Annotated in this window: 18 protein-coding genes; 16 read left to right on the top strand and 2 right to left on the bottom strand. The window is 68.9% G+C overall.

All coding sequences use genetic code 11. The annotated features are described in order from the left end of the window. The first annotated feature begins 1 nt into the window (after nt 1). The 14 genes from FHG71_RS05350 to FHG71_RS05290 all read left to right on the top strand — a co-directional run bounded on the left by FHG71_RS05350 (nt 2) and on the right by FHG71_RS05290 (nt 12,303). On the top strand, nt 2–799 hold the full coding sequence (locus tag FHG71_RS05350) for a CbbQ/NirQ/NorQ/GpvN family protein (RefSeq protein WP_139080598.1): 798 nt from the start codon (nt 2–4) through the stop codon (nt 797–799). A gap of 4 nt (nt 800–803) precedes the next feature. Beyond that, entirely contained in the window at nt 804–2,720 is a 1,917-nt protein-coding gene (locus FHG71_RS05345; RefSeq protein ID WP_139080597.1) for a nitric oxide reductase activation protein NorD, read from the top strand. Nucleotides 2,721–2,723: 3 nt separating this feature from the next. Further along, nucleotides 2,724–2,888: a hypothetical protein gene (locus FHG71_RS23445; protein WP_176559300.1), complete on the top strand. Its 165-nt coding sequence runs from the start codon at nt 2,724–2,726 to the stop codon at nt 2,886–2,888. Continuing rightward, nucleotides 2,885–3,115: an NnrT protein gene (locus tag FHG71_RS05340; protein WP_139080596.1), complete on the top strand. Its 231-nt coding sequence runs from the start codon at nt 2,885–2,887 to the stop codon at nt 3,113–3,115. Before FHG71_RS23445 ends, FHG71_RS05340 begins: the two co-directional genes overlap by 4 nt. Next, nucleotides 3,112–3,789 (top strand): NnrU family protein, encoded by a 678-nt coding sequence (locus FHG71_RS05335; protein WP_139080595.1) that lies wholly within the window; start codon nt 3,112–3,114, stop codon nt 3,787–3,789. The genes FHG71_RS05340 and FHG71_RS05335 overlap by 4 nt, the downstream gene beginning before the upstream one ends. Nucleotides 3,790–3,914: 125 nt before the next feature. Then, entirely contained in the window at nt 3,915–5,177 is a 1,263-nt protein-coding gene (locus FHG71_RS05330) for an ABC transporter substrate-binding protein (protein WP_139080594.1), read from the top strand. A 115-nt stretch (nt 5,178–5,292) separates the two neighbouring features. Next, nucleotides 5,293–6,222, top strand: a complete 930-nt coding sequence (locus FHG71_RS05325) for a carbohydrate ABC transporter permease (RefSeq protein WP_139080593.1) — start codon at nt 5,293–5,295, stop codon at nt 6,220–6,222. Continuing rightward, on the top strand, nt 6,215–7,117 hold the full coding sequence (locus tag FHG71_RS05320) for a carbohydrate ABC transporter permease (protein WP_139080592.1): 903 nt from the start codon (nt 6,215–6,217) through the stop codon (nt 7,115–7,117). The genes FHG71_RS05325 and FHG71_RS05320 overlap by 8 nt, the downstream gene beginning before the upstream one ends. Before the next feature lie 8 nt (nt 7,118–7,125). Continuing rightward, on the top strand, nt 7,126–8,226 hold the full coding sequence (locus FHG71_RS05315) for an ABC transporter ATP-binding protein (RefSeq protein ID WP_139080591.1): 1,101 nt from the start codon (nt 7,126–7,128) through the stop codon (nt 8,224–8,226). Beyond that, nucleotides 8,223–8,969, top strand: a complete 747-nt coding sequence (locus FHG71_RS05310) for an SDR family NAD(P)-dependent oxidoreductase (protein ID WP_139080590.1) — start codon at nt 8,223–8,225, stop codon at nt 8,967–8,969. Before FHG71_RS05315 ends, FHG71_RS05310 begins: the two co-directional genes overlap by 4 nt. Continuing rightward, complete coding sequence (locus FHG71_RS05305; RefSeq protein ID WP_139080589.1) at nt 8,966–9,985, top strand: sugar phosphate isomerase/epimerase family protein; 1,020 nt, start codon at nt 8,966–8,968, stop codon at nt 9,983–9,985. Before FHG71_RS05310 ends, FHG71_RS05305 begins: the two co-directional genes overlap by 4 nt. A gap of 3 nt (nt 9,986–9,988) precedes the next feature. Then, entirely contained in the window at nt 9,989–10,795 is an 807-nt protein-coding gene (locus tag FHG71_RS05300; protein ID WP_139080588.1) for an SDR family NAD(P)-dependent oxidoreductase, read from the top strand. Between the two features lie 4 nt (nt 10,796–10,799). Then, nucleotides 10,800–11,543 carry an SDR family oxidoreductase gene (locus FHG71_RS05295; protein ID WP_139080587.1) on the top strand — a complete coding sequence of 248 codons (744 nt, stop codon included), beginning with the start codon at nt 10,800–10,802 and terminating at the stop codon, nt 11,541–11,543. 7 nt (nt 11,544–11,550) lie between these two features. Next, the gene (locus FHG71_RS05290) at nt 11,551–12,303 is read left to right on the top strand and encodes an SDR family oxidoreductase (protein WP_139080586.1); all 753 of its coding nucleotides are present in this window, start codon (nt 11,551–11,553) and stop codon (nt 12,301–12,303) included. Between the two features lie 17 nt (nt 12,304–12,320). On the opposite strand, the gene hppD is transcribed toward FHG71_RS05290, so the two are convergent. After that, nucleotides 12,321–13,418, bottom strand: coding sequence for a 4-hydroxyphenylpyruvate dioxygenase (gene hppD, locus FHG71_RS05285; RefSeq protein WP_139080585.1), 1,098 nt, complete (start codon nt 13,416–13,418; stop codon nt 12,321–12,323). 150 nt (nt 13,419–13,568) lie between these two features. On the opposite strand from hppD, the gene FHG71_RS05280 reads away from it, so the two are divergent. Continuing rightward, entirely contained in the window at nt 13,569–14,012 is a 444-nt protein-coding gene (locus FHG71_RS05280; protein ID WP_139080804.1) for an Lrp/AsnC family transcriptional regulator, read from the top strand. Between the two features lie 64 nt (nt 14,013–14,076). Continuing rightward, nucleotides 14,077–14,823, top strand: a complete 747-nt coding sequence (locus FHG71_RS05275; protein WP_139080584.1) for an SDR family NAD(P)-dependent oxidoreductase — start codon at nt 14,077–14,079, stop codon at nt 14,821–14,823. A gap of 84 nt (nt 14,824–14,907) precedes the next feature. Here the strand turns inward: FHG71_RS05275 and FHG71_RS23940 are convergent, their stop codons facing one another. After that, on the bottom strand, nt 14,908–15,252 hold the full coding sequence (locus FHG71_RS23940) for a hypothetical protein (RefSeq protein WP_139080583.1): 345 nt from the start codon (nt 15,250–15,252) through the stop codon (nt 14,908–14,910). Nucleotides 15,253–16,181 lie beyond the last annotated feature (929 nt).

Here is a 16,181-nt window from a genome sequence, read left to right as displayed (position 1 = left end):
CATGAACGCGCCTGTCCGGGTCCACGACGTTCCCTACTACCAGCCCTCCGCCGACGAATGCGAGATCTTCGTCACCGCCCAGGCCAACGGTCTGCCCCTTCTCCTGAAGGGGCCCACCGGCTGCGGCAAGACGCGCTTTGTGGAGCACATGGCGGCGCGGCTGAACCTGCCCCTCTACACGGTCGCCTGTCATGACGACCTGTCGGCCTCCGACCTCATCGGCCGCTACCTCCTCAAGGGCGGCGAGACGGTCTGGGTCGACGGCCCCCTCACCCGCGCGGTGCGGGAGGGCGGCATCTGCTACCTCGACGAGGTGGTCGAGGCCCGCAAGGACGTGACGGTGGTCCTGCACCCCCTCACCGACGACCGCCGCCGCCTGTTCCTCGACCGCACGGGCGAGGACCTCCAGGCGCCCGCGAACTTCATGCTGGTGGCCAGCTACAACCCCGGCTACCAGAACATCCTCAAGAAGCTGAAGCCCTCGACGCGCCAGCGCTTCCTGTCCATCGGCTTCGACTTCCCCGAGCCCGCGCTCGAGACCCGCATCCTGATCCACGAGACCAGGCTGGACGAAGGCCGGGCCAGGTCGCTCGTCCGCCTCGCGGGCCATATCCGCAAGCTCTCGGGCATAGACCTGGAGGAGGGCGTCTCGACCCGCCTCCTCGTCTACGCGGGCACCCTGATCGCCGGCGGCATGAGCGTCGCCCGCGCTCTCGAAGCCGCCATCATCGAGCCTCTCAGCGACGACGCGGACACGCAGGCCGCCCTGCGCGACCTCGCCGCCACCGTCTTCGGGTGACATCATGCTCCACGCCGTCCTCGACTACCTCGAACCGGAAGAGACCGTCGGCAATCTCTGGCACGACTGGGCCAGCCGCCTGACCGCGCCCGAAGACGGCGCCACCGACCAGGCCGTGACGCTCGACGCCATGCGCGCCTCGGTCGCGGTTCTCTTCCGCGCCCTGGGCGGCGCGGGCGGCGTGGAGATTGGCCCGGCCACCGCGACCGTCGCTCTTCGCCGCCGCCTCAATGAAAAGATCGCAGGCCACTGGCCGCGCGAGCATCGCGCCACCTTCGACGGCGAACGCCTGCGCCTGCCGCCCGTCCTCGACGCATTCCCTTCGCGCGACCTCAACCGCAGCGCCTATCTCTGGCTCGCGGCCATGTCCGCCTGCGCCGAGCCCCCCGCGCCGGAGGACGATCCGCTCCTGGCCGACCTGAGCCACCTGAGGGCGATGGAGACGGCGAGCCGCAAGGTGCGCGAGCGCTGCCCCGGCCTCGCCCCTTGGGGCGAGGTCATGGCCGCCTATCTGCGCGCCCATCGCCCGGCTGCTCCGGCCACGCCCATCGAGCAGGCGGTCGAGGATTTGGCGCTCCGGGTCTTGGGCGACCCGCAGGCCTCTCCCGACGCCCGGCAGGACCTGCTGAGTCAGCTCGACGCCGGCACCCTCCGCGCGCCGCGCCACTATGCTCCCCTGACGCCTGTCCCAATCTGGCCCCGCCTCGACCGCCCCGCCAAGGGACGCGGCGCGGCCGAGGCCCAGGAGCCGGGGCAGGGGCTCGACGCCGCCGTTGTCCCCTCGCGCAAGCGGGCCGAGCGGCGCGACCTCGACCAGGCGAACCGCCGCGACGGCTTCATCCTTTACCGCTTCGAGGGCATCCTCTCCTGGGCCGAGAGCCTGAACCTCGCCCGCCTCGTGGACGACGACGACAGCGAGAACGCCGCCAAGGCCGCCGAGGACCAGGACAGCATCACGCTGACTCAGCACTGGAAGCGCGCCGCCTCGCGCCTGCGCGTGTCACTCGACCTCGCCGCGCAGGACGCCGACCACGAGCGCATCTCGGACCGCTTCACCTATCCCGAGTGGAACCACCGCGCCCGCGCCTACATGCCCGACCACACCCGCGTGCTCGAAGCCCCCGTCGAGCCCGGCTCCCAGGCCGCCGTGCCCGACCCGCGCCTCGCCAACCGCGTGCGCCGCCAGTTCGAGGCGCTGCACCCCCGCCGCGTCACGCTGCCCCGGCAGATGGACGGGTCCGAGCTCGACCTCGACTCGGTCGTGAACAGCCAGGCCATGATCCGCGCGACGGGGCAGGGGAGCGACCGCATCCATCTCGCCACCCGCGCGACGGAACGCGACCTCGCCGTCGCGCTGCTCGTCGACTGCTCCCGCTCGACCGAGGCCGTCACGGGCGACCGCTCGGTCATCGACACCGCCCGAGACTCCGTGGCCGCACTGGCGGCCGGGCTCGACAAGGTGGGCGACCGGCTTGCCATCTGGGGCTTCTCGTCCCTGCGCCGCGACCGCGTGTTCCTCCACCGCTGCAAGTCCTTCGCCGAACCCATGTCCTCCACCGTCGCCGCCCGGATCGGGTCCTTGCGCCCCGGCCATTACACCCGCCTCGGCGCCGCGATCCGCCACGCCTCGGCGCAACTGGCCGGGCAGGGGGCCCAGAAGCGCCTCCTCCTGATCCTGACCGACGGCAAGCCCAACGATCTCGACCACTACGAGGGCGTCCATGGCATCGAGGACAGCCGCATGGCCGTCCGCGAGGCCCGCGCCCTCGGCCAGTCCGTCCACGGCGTCGTCATCGACGCCGACGGGCAGGACTGGTTTGCCCGCATCTTCGGGCGCGCGGGCTTCACCCTGCTGCCCGACCCGGCGCGGCTTCCCCGCGCCCTTCCCGACATCTATCACGGACTCACACGGGAGACCTGACCCATGCGCCTCTTCCTATTCCTGATCGCCCTTCTCCCCTCGGCCGCCCTGGCCGAAGCCGCCGAGGTCCCCGCCCAGACCGACCCCACGCTCTGGTACGCCCTGGCCTCGGTCGCCATGCTCCTGAGCTTCGCCCTCATGCACTGGCTCGTCGTGGTGCGGCGATGACTCCCGCCTGGACGCTCGTGGGCGGCCTTTATCCCTTTGCGGCAGGGGCCATGATGCTCAACGTCTACTTCGCCTCGCTCATCCTGGGCTGGGTCGGCATGCCGATCCTGTCGCCCTGGGCCGCGATCTGGGCGGGCGTCCTCACGGGTGGCCCCGCCGCCTGGATCTACGCCCGCCACCTCACGCGGCTCATGGTCGAATCCGACCGGGAGCCCGAGGAGGCATGACCGGCTTCGCGGCGGCCTATGCGGCCTTCCTGCTCACGCACTTCGTCCCGACCCGCCCCGCGATCCGCGAAAGGCTGGTGGGCGCGATGGGCCGCCGCGCCTGGTTCTCGCTTTACGGCCTGATCTCGCTCGCCGTGACCGCTTGGGTCATATGGGCGGCGGGGCGCGCCCCTTACGTCGAACTCTGGCCGCAGCTCCCCTGGACGCGCTGGGTCCCGAACGTCGCGCTCCCCCTCGCCACCGCGCTCGCGTTCTGCGGCCTGCCCGGGCGGACGGTGACGCTCGGCGGCCCGCGCCAGCCCCGCCTCGACCCGTCCCGTCCCGGTTTCGCCGCCGTCACGCGCCACCCGCTCCTTTGGGTGCTCGCCCTCTGGTCGGGCGCGCACCTGTTCCCCAACGGCGACCTCGCGCACGTCCTCCTGTTCGGCGGCTTCCTCCTCATGGCGCTGGCCGCCATGCCCGCTTTCGACGCCCGCGCCGCCCGCGCGCTAGGCCTCGAGTCGCCCGCCTACTTCGCCGCGACCGCCACGCTTTCGCTCCGTCCGCTCGGATCGCCCGGCTGGTGGCGCGCGAACGCCACCCTGGGTCGCCGATTCGTCCTTTCCCTGGGCGTCTGGCTCCTCCTTCTCGTCCTGCACCCGCATGTGATCGGCGTCTCGCCCCTTCCGCTCTAGGGGCCATTCAAATGTTTTGACAGGTTTTCAGGCGCTACCTAGTCTCCACCCTGACGCCGGGTCATCGGGACGGGCCGCAGCAAGACGGACCGCCCCCCGGCGCGCAACGGGAGGAGACCATCGTCATGACCAAGGACCTGCCCCGCATCGCGGGGGCAGCCGCGGCGCTGCTTGCCCTGACCACCGGAGCGGCCGTCGCCGAGCCCAAGACCAACCTGCTCCACCAATGGGCCACCGGCTCGGACGCCGCGGCCATCGCCAAGCTGGGCGAGATGTTCGCCGCCGCCGGTGGCACCTGGGAGCAGACCTCCATCGCCGGCCACACCGCCAACACGCTGGCGAAGCTGCGCGCCGACGTGGTTGCCGGGAACGCGCCGCCGGCCGTGCAGCTCAAGGGCCCCGAGATCGCGGAATGGAACGCGACCGGCATGACCGCCAACCTCGACGAGGTGGCGACCGCCGGCAACTGGGAGTCCGTGGTCGCCCCCGAGCTTCTGCCCGTCATGAAGCCCGCCGGAAGCTGGGTCGCGGTGCCGATGAACATCCACCGCGTCAACTGGATGTGGTCCTCGCCCAAGGCCATGGAGGCCGCCGGCGTCGAGGCCGTGCCAGCCACCTGGGAGGAGTTCAACGCCGCCTGCGAGAAGGTCGTGGCCGCGGGCCTGACCTGCGTCGCGCACGGCTCCTTCGACTGGACCGACGCCACGACCTTCGACTCGATCGTCTACGGCATGGACATCGACCTCTACCGCGCCGCCTTCGTCGAGGGCGACGCCGAGGCGATCCGCAGCCAAGGGATGATCGACGCCTTCGCCCAGTTCCGCCGGGTCGTGGACTGGATGGACCCCGGCATGCCCGGACGCCCCTGGGAAGAGGCCATGGCCATGATGACGAACGGCGAAGCCGCCTTCTTCTTCATGGGCGACTGGGCCATCGGCACGCTGAACGCCGCGGGGCTCCAGGAGGGCACCGACTACGTCTGCACCCAGGCCCCGGTGGACTGGGGCGGCAATGGCTACATCCTGAACGCCGATTCGGTGGTCTTCTTCGCGCAGGACGACGCCGACTACGCCGAGGGCAGCACGCTGCTCGCCAACACGATCATGTCGCCGGAATTCCAGACCATCTTCAATCAGGCCAAGGGCTCGATCCCCGCGCGGATGGACGTGGACATGAGCCAGGGCTTCAACCCCTGCCAGGTGAAGAGCCAGCAGGACCTCGCGGCCGCCATCGAAGCGGAAACGCTCGTCCGCTCCATGGCCCACAACATGACCGTGCCGCAATCCCAGCGCGGCGCCATGATGGAGGTCATCACCGAGTTCGTGAACTCGGACATGAGCCCCGAGGACGCGGCCAACATGATGGCCGACGCGGTCGAGATGAACTGATTCGCACCCGCGCGGGGGTGTTGCGCGAACAGGCCCCCCACCGCGCGGTGCTGTCAGATCTCGTTAAGGGTTCCGCGCGATCCTGTGCGGGACCCGACCTCCGCAAGGTGCCCGCATGACCCTGGCCTTCGACGACCGCAGCGAACGCCGCCTTCTCTGGCGCAACCGGCTGGCCACATGGACGCCGCGCCTCGTGCTGCTGCCCACGCTCATCGCCAGCGTGGTCTACGTGCTCGTCTTTACGCTCTGGACGTTCTGGATCTCGCTGTCGAACTCCACCCTGCTCCCGGACCTCAGCTACGGCGGGATCAAGCACTACGTCGCGCTCTGGAACCACGCGCGCTGGCATGTCGCCTACACGAACCTGTTCCTCTTCGGCGCTCTCTACGTCACGGGCTCGCTGGTCCTTGGGACGGTGCTGGCCATCCTGATCGACCAGCGCATCCGGGCCGAGGCGCTCTGGCGCACCATCTACCTCTACCCGCTCGCCATCTCCTTCGTCGTCACCGGCACCGCGTGGCGCTGGATCCTCGAACCCACGACCGGCATCCAGCAGATGCTGCGCAACCTCGGATGGGAAAGCGCGACCTTCGACTGGATCATCGATCGCGACATGGCCATCTACTGCGTCGTCCTCGCCGGCATGTGGCAGGCCTCGGGCTTTGCGATGGCCCTGATCCTCGCGGGGCTGCGGTCGGTGGACCAGGACCTCGTGAAGGCCGCGCAGATCGACGGTGCTTCCATGGCGCGGATCTACCGCAAGGTGCTGCTGCCCGCGATCCGGCCCATCTTCCTCGCCGTCCTCGTGATCCTGCTCCAGTTCGCCATCAAGACCTTCGACCTCGTGGCTGCCCTGACGGGCGGGGGTCCCGGCCTCGCGACCAACGTGCCCGCGATCTACGTCTACGACCTGATGTTCCAGCGCGGACAGATCGGGCAGGGGGCGGCGGCGGCCATCATGATCCTGCTCGCGCTCGCCGTCGTGCTCGTGCCCTACGCCCTCTACACGATCTGGCGCCAGCGCCGGGAGGCCGCCCATGGCTGACGCCACGCTCGTCCGCGACTTCGACCCGCTGGCCACCGGCAGCGCCGCGCGCCGCGTCCGCTCCAAGGCGCTGGTCTATGCCCTTCTCACGCTCTTCGCGGCCTTCTACCTGCTGCCCATCGGCATCGTCCTCCTGAACTCCTTCCGCGAGCTGCCCGACATCGCCCGCACCGGCTTCTTCGCCGTCCCCGAGACGCTGACCCTCCAGCCCTGGCGCGAGGCGCTGACCAGCTTCTGCCTCGCCGGCGCCTGCGAGGGCATCCGGCCCTTCTACCTCAACTCGATCCTGATGGCGGTCCCGGCGACGATCATCTCCACCGCCTTCGGCCTCCTGAACGGCTACATCTTGTCGATGTGGCGCTTCCGGGGCTCCGAATGGGTCTTCGGCTTCGTCACCCTGGGCGTGTTCCTGCCCGCGCAGATGACGCTGCTGCCTTGGGCCTACGTGCTGGGCAACGCCGGGCTCACCAACACGATCTGGGGCCTGATCCTGATCCACACGGTGCAGGGTCTCGCCTTCACGACGCTCTTCTGCCGCAACTACTTCGTCAACATCCCCGACGACCTTATCAAGGCGGCGCGCATCGACGGGGCCGGGTTCTGGCGCATCTTCCGCAAGATCGTGCTGCCGCTGTCGCCGCCCATCGTGATCGTCACGGTCATCTGGCAGTTCACCGGCATCTGGAACGACTTCCTTTATGGCGTCGTCTTCTCCTCGGGCGACCGGCAGCCTATCACCTCGGCACTGATCGCGCTGACGGCGGGCGCGACCTCGGTCCGCCACCACAACGTCGAGGCGGCGGCGACCATCCTCGCCGCCATCCCCCCGCTCCTCATCTACCTGTTCGGCGGCAAGTACTTCGTGCGCGGCCTGACGCAGGGCGCCGTCAAGTAGGAACCCCCATGTCCACCCTGTCCATCCACGATCTCCGCAAGAGCTACGGCGCCCTCGAGGTGCTGCGCGACATCAACCTCGAAGCCCGCCAGGGCGAGTTCATCGCGCTCGTCGGTCCTTCCGGCTGCGGCAAGTCCACGCTGCTCGGCATGATCGCCGGGCTCGAAACCGTCTCCTCCGGCCAGATCCGCATCGACGGCCGTCTGGTCAACGACGTGGCGCCCCGCGACCGCGATATCGCCATGGTGTTCCAGAGCTACGCGCTCTACCCGACCATGACCGTGCGCGAGAACATGGCCTTCGGCATGGAGAGCCGCGGCGTCCCTCGGGCCGAGCAGGAGAGTGCCATCCGTCGCGTGGCCGCGCTCCTCCAGATCGAGCCGCTGCTGAACCGCAAGCCGTCCCAGCTTTCCGGCGGCCAGCGCCAGCGCGTGGCCATGGGCCGGGCGCTGGTGCGCGACCCCAAGCTCTTCCTCTTCGACGAGCCCTTGTCCAACCTCGACGCCAAGCTCCGCGTCGAGATGCGGACCGAGATCAAGAAGCTCCACCACCGCGTCGCCAAGACGACCATCTACGTGACCCACGACCAGGTCGAGGCCATGACGCTCGCCAGCCGCATCGCCGTGATGCACAGGGGCGTGCTCCAGCAGTTCGACGAGCCGCAGGCGATCTACGAACGTCCCGCCAACCTCTTCGTCGCGGGCTTCATGGGCTCGCCATCGATGAATGTCCTGCCCGCCGTCGTAGCCTCGCTCGATGGCGGCCCGGCGGTCGAGGTGCTGGACGGCCTCGCGGTCCTGCCGCTGCCGCCTGGCACGCCTCTCCCCAAGGCGCCCGGCCAGCCCGTCATCCTGGGCCTGCGGCCCGAGCATTTCGTCGTCCCCCACCGCGCCCAGCCCGAGCAGACCGTCCTGGGCCGCCTGCGCGCCGACGTCGAGGTGGTCGAGCCCACGGGCTCCGAGACGATGGTGGTCCTGCGCCTCGGGTCCAAGGAGATCACCGCCCGCTACGAGCCCGTCGACGCCCCGCGCGTGGGCGAGACCGTGGAGATCCTGGTCGACATGGCCAAGGCCTGCCTCTTCGATCCGGCGACCGAACGGCTGCTATGACCCAGGCCAGCTATCCCAGTCTTCGGGACCGCGCGGTCCTCGTGACCGGCGGCGCGTCCGGCATCGGCGCGGCCATCGTCCGCGGCTTTGTCCGCAACGGCGCGCGCGTCGCGTTCCTCGACATCGACCGAACCTCCGGCGAGGCGTTGGCCGCCGGAACCGGCGCGCTGTTCCTTCCCTGCGACTTGACCGACACGACCGCGCTGAAGACAGGGGTCGCCGAAGCCGCCCAACGGCTCGGCCCCGTCCGCGTCCTCGTCAACAACGCCGCCAACGACCAGCGCCACAAGGTCGAGGAGGTGACGGAGGCCGATTGGGACTTCTCGCAGGACGTGAACCTGCGCCATCAGTTCTTCGCCGTGCAGGCCGTCCTGCCGGGGATGCGCGAAGCGGGGGGCGGGTCCATCGTCAACCTCAGCTCGGTCGCCTGGATGTTCGGAGCGCCCGACATGGTCCCATACACGACCGCCAAGGCTGCCATCGTCGGGCTGACACGCTCGCTCGGCGCGGCGCTCGGGCCGCATGGCATCCGCGTCAACGCCGTCGCGCCCGGTGGCGTGATGACCGAACGCCAGATGCGCCTGTGGCACACGGCCGAGACCAAGGCCAATCTCCTCGCCCGCCAGGCGCTCCGCTCCGAGCTGCTTGAGGAGCACATCGCCGACGCCGTCCTGTTCCTGGGCGCCGACGACTCGCGGATGATCACCAAGCAATGCCTGACCGTGGATGGGGGCCTGAGATGAAGCACGAGACCGTGGCCCCGACGCGCCAGCTTGCCGTGGGCCTCAACCCCTACGGCCTGACCTACACCTTGGGCCTGCAGGGCGCGGGCACCCCGCGCGCCAACCCCCAGGCCACCGGTCTCGACGGCTTCGTCACGGTCGCGGAGGAGATCGGCGCGAAGGTCATCGAGATCCACAACCCCTGGCTCACCGACCTCGGAACGGCGGGACGGCACGCCCTGAAGGACCGCCTCGCCGCCCTCGGCCTGATCCCCATCGCGAGCGCGAGCCTGCATTGGGAGGGGGTCGACACCGCGCTCCGGAACGCGCTCGACCTCGGCGCGACGACGATCCGCTTCGGCCTGTCGCCCGTCCTCTGTGGCGACCGCAACGCCTTCGGCGCCGCGAAATGGGCGCAGCAGATCGCCGAGATCCGCGCGGGCCTTGCACAGCTCGCGCCCCTTGCCGCCGACCACGGCATCACCGTCGCCATCGAGAACCACCAGGACTTCGGCAGCGACGAGCTCCTCAGCTTTTGCGAGGAGGCGGGCGACAACGTCGGCATCACGCTCGACACCGGCAACAGCTTTCCGGTGGCCGAGTCGCCCCTGTCCTTCGCCCGGACGGTTGCCCCGCGCGTCCGGCACGTCCACCTCAAGGACTACCGCGTGCAGTTCACCGACGAGGGCTACCGCCTCGTGCGCTGCGCCATCGGCGACGGGGCGGTGCCGTTCCCGGACATCTTCCAGCTCCTCCTCGCCGACGGCCGCAGCCTCACGGCCTCGCTGGAGCCCGGCGCTTTGGAGGCCCGGCACGTCCGGCTCTTCACGCCGGACTGGTGGCGCGGCTACGCCCCCAAGGACGCGCGCGCGCTGGCCGAGACGCTGCAAGCGGCCCGCGCGAACCTCCTGCCCGAGGGCGAGGACTTCCGTACGCCGTGGGAACGCGGCGCCACGGGTGACGAACTGATCGCCTACGAACGCGACATGATGACACGAAGCGCCGCCAACATGCGCGCGCTGGGACTGATGGAGTAGGACATGGACAGGTCGCTGACCGGCAAGATTGCCTTCGTGACGGGCTCGGGGCGGGGCCTCGGGCGCGCGATGGCCGACAAGCTCGCGAGCCTCGGGGCCGATGTCGCGATCCACGACATCGACGCGACCCGCTGCCAGCAATACGGCGAGGCCCAGCACATCGAGGAGGTGGCGGCCCGGATCGCGCGCCACGGCGGTCGGGTCATCCACGTTCTCGGCAACATCGGCGACCCCGAGGCCGTGGCCGAGATGTCCCGCCGGATCACCGAGGAACTGGGCACCGTCGACATCCTCGTGAACTGCGCGGGCGGCGACATCGGCTCCAAGGGCGGCAAGCCCAACCCCAACAACGCGCTCGACATCGCGCTGGAGGACATCCAGGTCGAGACCAACAACAACCTGATCGGCACCTTCCTCGTCAGCCAGACCTTTGTGCGTCCCATGCGCGACCGGGGCTCGGGCTGCGTCATCAACATCGCCTCGGCCGCCGCCCACATGGGCTGCACCCCCGAGGTCATCTATTCCACTCTGAAGGCCGCCGTGGTCCACTACACCCGCTGCCTTGCGCTCGAGATGCGCCCCCACGGGGTGCGCGTGAACGCGGTCAGCCCCGGACCCACCAAGACGGCCCGCTTCCAGGCCACGCGAAAGACCGATCCCGCGATGATGGACACCAACGACTCGCTCATCCGCTACGCCGACCCCGAAGAGATCGCTGATGCGGTGGCCTTCCTGGCCGGCCCGCAGTCGCGCTTCATCCATGGCCAGGTGCTCCGCGTCGACGGCGGCCTGACGCTGTTCCCGGGCTGACGGCATGGCGGAGGGAGTTCTGACGGGCCGCGTGGCGCTGGTCACGGCGGCGGGGCAGGGGATCGGCCGGGCGGTGGCCGAGCGACTGGTCCGGGACGGGGCCGAGGTCCATGTCTCGGACGTGAACGGGGGCCTGCTGGAGGGGCTCTCGTCCGCCTCGGCGACGCCAGTGGACGCGACCGATCCGGTGGCGGTCGAAAGCTGGGCCGGCCGCTTCGACCGCATCGACGCACTGGTGCATTGCGTGGGCTGGGTCCATCACGGCACCATCGAGGACTGCTCGCCCGAGGACTGGCGGCGCAGCGGCGCGATCTGCCTGGACAGCGCCTATCACGTGATCCGTGCGGCGGTTCCCCGGATGAAGGCATACGGTGGCAGCGTCACGGCCATCGCCTCGGTGGCCTCCTCCATCAAGGGATTCCCGAACCGGGCGGCCTACGGGGCCCACAAGGGCGGCGTCATCGGCCTCATCAAGGCCTGCGCCGCGGACTACCTGAAGGACGACATCCGCTTCAACGCGGTCTGTCCCGGCACGGTGGACAGCCCGTCCCTGCGCGGTCGCATGGCGGCCTTGGCCGAGCGGCTGGGCAGCATGGAAGCGGCGGAGAAGTTCTTCCTCGACAGGCAGCCTTCGGGCCGCCTAGGCACGCCCGAGGAGATCGCCGGGATCTGCGCCTATCTCGCATCCGAGGACGGTCGGTTCATGACAGGACAGGCGATCAATCTCGACGGCGGCATCACGATCTGAGGATGACATGAACATGATGTTCGACCTGACCGGCCGCCGCGCGCTGGTGACCGGTTCCTCCCAGGGCATAGGGCTCGCGCTCGCGCGTGGGCTGGCCGAGGCCGGCGCGCAAGTGATCCTGAACGGCCGCGACAGGGCCAAGCTGGTGGACGCCCAGACGCAAGTGCAGGGGGCTGAGATCCTGCCCTTCGACGTTTCCGATCACGCGGCGTCGCGGGCGGCGATCGACGATCACGAGGCCAAGCAAGGCCCTATCGAGATCCTGGTTAACAATGCGGGCATCCAGCACCGCGCCCCCTTGGAGGAGTTTCCGGCCGAAGCCTTCGACCGGCTGCTGCGCACGAACATCGGCAGCATCTTCAACGTGGGACAGGCCTGCGCCCGACACATGATCGCGCGGGGACGGGGGCGGATCATCAACATCGCCTCGGTCAATGCCCTGCTCGCTCGGACCTCCATCGCCCCCTACACGGCGACGAAGGGGGCGGTCGCCAACCTGACGAAAGGCATGGCGACAGATTGGGCGCGACACGGGCTCAACTGCAACGCCATCGCGCCCGGCTACATCCGGACGGCGCTGAACGAGGCGCTCTGGTCCGACCCCGCCTTCAACGACTGGCTGCAGAAGCGCACCCCGGCCGGGCGCTGGGGAAAGGCGGAGGAACTGGTCGGCGCCTGCGTGTTCCTCGCCTCCGACGCCTCGTCCTTCGTCAACGGCCACGTCCTCTACGTGGACGGCGGCGTGACGGCCTGCCTTTGACGACGAGACGACATGGATCAGGACGCGGCCTTGAGGACGCCGCGCTCGATCTGGTCCTGCTCGATGCTCTCGAACAGGGCGCGGAAGTTGCCTTCCCCGAACCCGTCGTCGCCCTTGCGCTGGATGAATTCGAAGAAGATCGGCCCGATCACCGTGCGTGAGAAGATCTGGAGAAGGATGCGCGTCTCGCCCCCGTCCACCACGCCCTCGCCGTCGATCAGGATGCCATGCCTGGCCATGGCGTCGATGGGCTCCTCGTGGCCCGCGACTCGGGTCTTGGACAGGTCGTAGTAGGTCATCGGCGGCTTCGGCATGAACTTCACCCCGCGCTCGGCGATGGCGTCCACGCTCGCGTAGATGTTCTCGGTACCGACGGCGATGTGCTGGATTCCCTCGCCCTTGTAGCGCTTCAGGTATTCGACGATCTGCCCGGTCTCGCCCCGATCCTCGTTGAGCGGGATGCGGATGCGCCCGCAGGGCGAGGTGAGGGCGCGGCTGAACAGGCCCGTGTACTTGCCCTCGATGTCGAAGAAGCGGATCTGGCGGAAATTGAACAGGCGGCCGTAGAAGTCGAACCACGTGTCCATGTTGCCCTTGTGGACGTTGTGGGTCAGGTGGTCGAGGTAGTGGAAGCCGACGCCCCTGGGCTTGGACCGGGCGGCCCAATCGAACTCCGCGTCATAGGGGTTCAGGTCGCGATAGCGGTCGCTGAAATAGATGAGCGAGCCCCCGATGCCGACGATCGCCGGAACGTCCAGCGTCTTGCCGGGCCCGTCATAGGGCGTCGCGCCGTTCCTGACCGCGTGCTCGTACGCACGGCGCGCGTCAACCACGCGCCATGCCATCGAGGGGGCGCAGGGGCCGTGCTCTTCGACGAAGCGGCGCGCGTGCGAGTCAGGTTCGTCATTGAGGACGTAGGTGATGTCGCCCTGCTGCCAGAGCTCGATGTTCTTGGTCTGGTGGCGCGCGGTGAGAGCGTAGCCCATGCGGCCGAAGAGGTCGCGCAGTTGCTCGGGCTCGGGATGGGCGAACTCGACGAACTCGAAGCCGTCGGTGCCTGCGGGGTTCTGCTCGCTGATCGTGGCGCGAGGCGCGTCGTGCGGGAAAGGACCCATGGCGATTGCCTTTGCGAACGGAGTTGTCGCACTACTGTGCCGCATGAAGCGCGCGTCAGGTGCGCAAAGTCCGCCAGGTATTTGTCGATTGGTGCGTGACCGTCGCGGGAAGGGGCCGAGGTGACGACGGACCGGCGCAATCTGGACGACATGGACACTCGGCTCCTGGCCGAGGTGCAGCGCGACGCGATGGTCACCTCGCAGGAACTGGGCGACCGGATCGGGCTGTCGGCCAGCCAGGCAGCGCGGCGGCGCCAGCGGCTTGAGGCCGAAGGCGTCATCGCAGGTTATCAGGCGCGGCTCGACCCCGGGCGGCTGGGGTTTGGCGTCCAAGCCTTCGTGCAGGTGCAGATGGCGGCTCACGATCCGGACGCCGCGCATGCCTTTGCGCGGCTCGTGGCCACGCTGCCCGAGGTGGTGGGCGGCTGGACCATCGCCGGACAGTCCGATTACCTCTTGCGGGTCTGGTGCGAGGATCTTGGGCACCTGAACCGGCTCGTGCATGGCGCGCTCCTGCCGCATCCTTCGGTCGCGCGGGTGCAGAGCCAGATCGTCATGGACCAGCTCAAGCCGGATACGGGCCTTCCGGTCTGATGCTTCCCGAAAGCCAAGGCTTCTGGCAGGACTCGAGGGGCAGGGACCATGAAGGGGGACAGGGATGAATCGATACGACCTTCAGGGCCGCGTGGCTGTGGTCACCGGTGGGGCCCAGGGCATCGGCTTCGCGGTCGCACGGCGCATGATCGCCTCGGGCGCGAAGGTCGCGCTTTGGGACCGCGACGGCAGCCTCGCCGAGGCGACGGCCGGGGAACTGGGTCCCGATGCCCGCGCCTATTCTGTGGACGTGACCGACGGGCCAGGACTTCTTGCTGCGGCCGCGCGGGTCAAGGACGACCTAGGGCCCATTGCCGTGCTGGTGGCCAGCGCCGGGATTGCCGGGGCCAACGGCAGGGTCGTGGATTATGACCCAGCAGAATGGCAGCGCATCCTCGACATCAACCTGACCGGCATCTTCAACACCTGCCGTGCGGTTCTGCCCCAGATGGTCGAGGCAGGCTACGGTCGCGTCGTCACCATCGCCTCCATCGCCGGGAAGGAGGGCAATCCGAACGCCGGGGCCTATTCGGCCTCGAAGGGCGGGGTGATCGCCCTCACCAAGTCGCTGGGTAAGGAACATGCGGGCCAGGACATCGCGATCAACTGCGTGACCCCTGCGACGGCCAAGACGCGAATCCTGGAGCAACTCAAGCCCGAGTTCATCGACTACATGCTGAGCCGCATCCCCCGCGCCCGCTTTCTTGAGCTGGAAGAGGCCGCCAGCATGATCACTTGGCTCTGCACGGCCGAGAACAGTTTCACGACCGGCGCTGTCTTCGATCTTTCGGGGGGGCGGGCGACCTACTGAGCCGCTTCGACGAGATGGGCGTGCCGGCCGGGTTCGGCAGGCGCGCCCAACGCTTCTGACGCAAGGCGCCCGTTCGTTCCGGTCTCAGTCCTGGGCCTTGGCGCGGCGACGGCCCACGGCCGCAAGGCCGCCCAAGCCGGCCAGCATCAAGAGACCTGCCCCCGGCAGCGGCACGGGCGCGACCAGCGCCGCCCGAATGCCCCAGCCATCATTGAGCCGGGTCGAAAGCCGGATGTCGGCTTCGCTGCGATCCTCGCCGAACCAGATGGTGATCCAGTGAAGGTTGCCGTTCGCCTGTTGCTCGTCGATCGACCACTCGGCGCCATCAATGCTGAGCCGGAAGAAGCTTTCGCCGAACGTCTCGTGGAAGGGCTGATCGTAGGCGTCCGTCAAGGCGAAGGTCAGACGGTTGAAGGTCCGGTTCGTCATGGCGAACCTCCACGTGACCTCCGACAGGTCCTGGCTGTCGATCCAGGCATCTCCCCAAGGGTCGAACCGACCAAAAGCATCCTTCGCGGTGGGATCCGACTTCAGCACCACCGAACAGCCATCGTTGACGACGGAGTCCCCGGAGCCACAGAGCCCCGATGCAGAGAACTGGCTCGGGTCGAGCGTGACGGGGGTGCCGACACCCGGTCCTTCGCCAATCGTGATGGTCGCAGCCTGCGCAGTTCCACAAGTCGCAACGAGTGCGAGAGCCAGCGTTCTCGTATTCGGTAGCGTTTTGAACAATGCCTGTTCCCTTCTTGCATCGGGTTGCGCACCCGACCGGATGACCGCGCCGGATCATCCGCGAGTGTCTGAGTCCTTGCGGCTCGCTATAGTCGCTTGGCAGGCTGGGTTAGATGACTGATGCCTTATAATGACGAGTTATCGATAATGGTGATGGATTGTCGCCACAGTGAGAACGCTTGCCGCAATCCTACGGCGTCGTTCAAGACCGCAGCACGGGGGAAGGCGGCGCGGCGTCATCAGGGACCAAATGGCGTTCAGCCTTGGCTCTGTCCGTCAGCTCCAGGTTGAGGCCTTCTTCAGGTCCAAGCTGCGACGACGGTAACGAGCGCCGGTCTGGCGAGGGACGGGATGACAGCCCTGATGCGCGGGCGCCCGAGCCCGCGCCGGAGGGCCAGGGCGTCTTGGGCCCTGTCGGCGATCAGGCCGGGCCCGGACCGCCCCGCGAGGAGGCGGATGGCCATGCGACTGTCGGGCGTGTTCCCAAGTGTCAGGGCCAAGGCGACCGGTCGGCCTTGAGGACCGGCCAAGGCCTAGATCCTGCCGGTCGCGCCACCCCGCGAGATGCCGACCGCCTCCGGCCGGGTCCCCCTTTCGTGCTCGGCGCCGAACGGTGCGCCTTCACG

The organism is Rubellimicrobium roseum (assembly GCF_006152145.1).
Lineage (GTDB): Bacteria > Pseudomonadota > Alphaproteobacteria > Rhodobacterales > Rhodobacteraceae > Rubellimicrobium > Rubellimicrobium roseum.
Note: the sequence above shows the minus strand (reverse complement) of the source record. Positions and strands in the feature narration are given on the sequence as shown.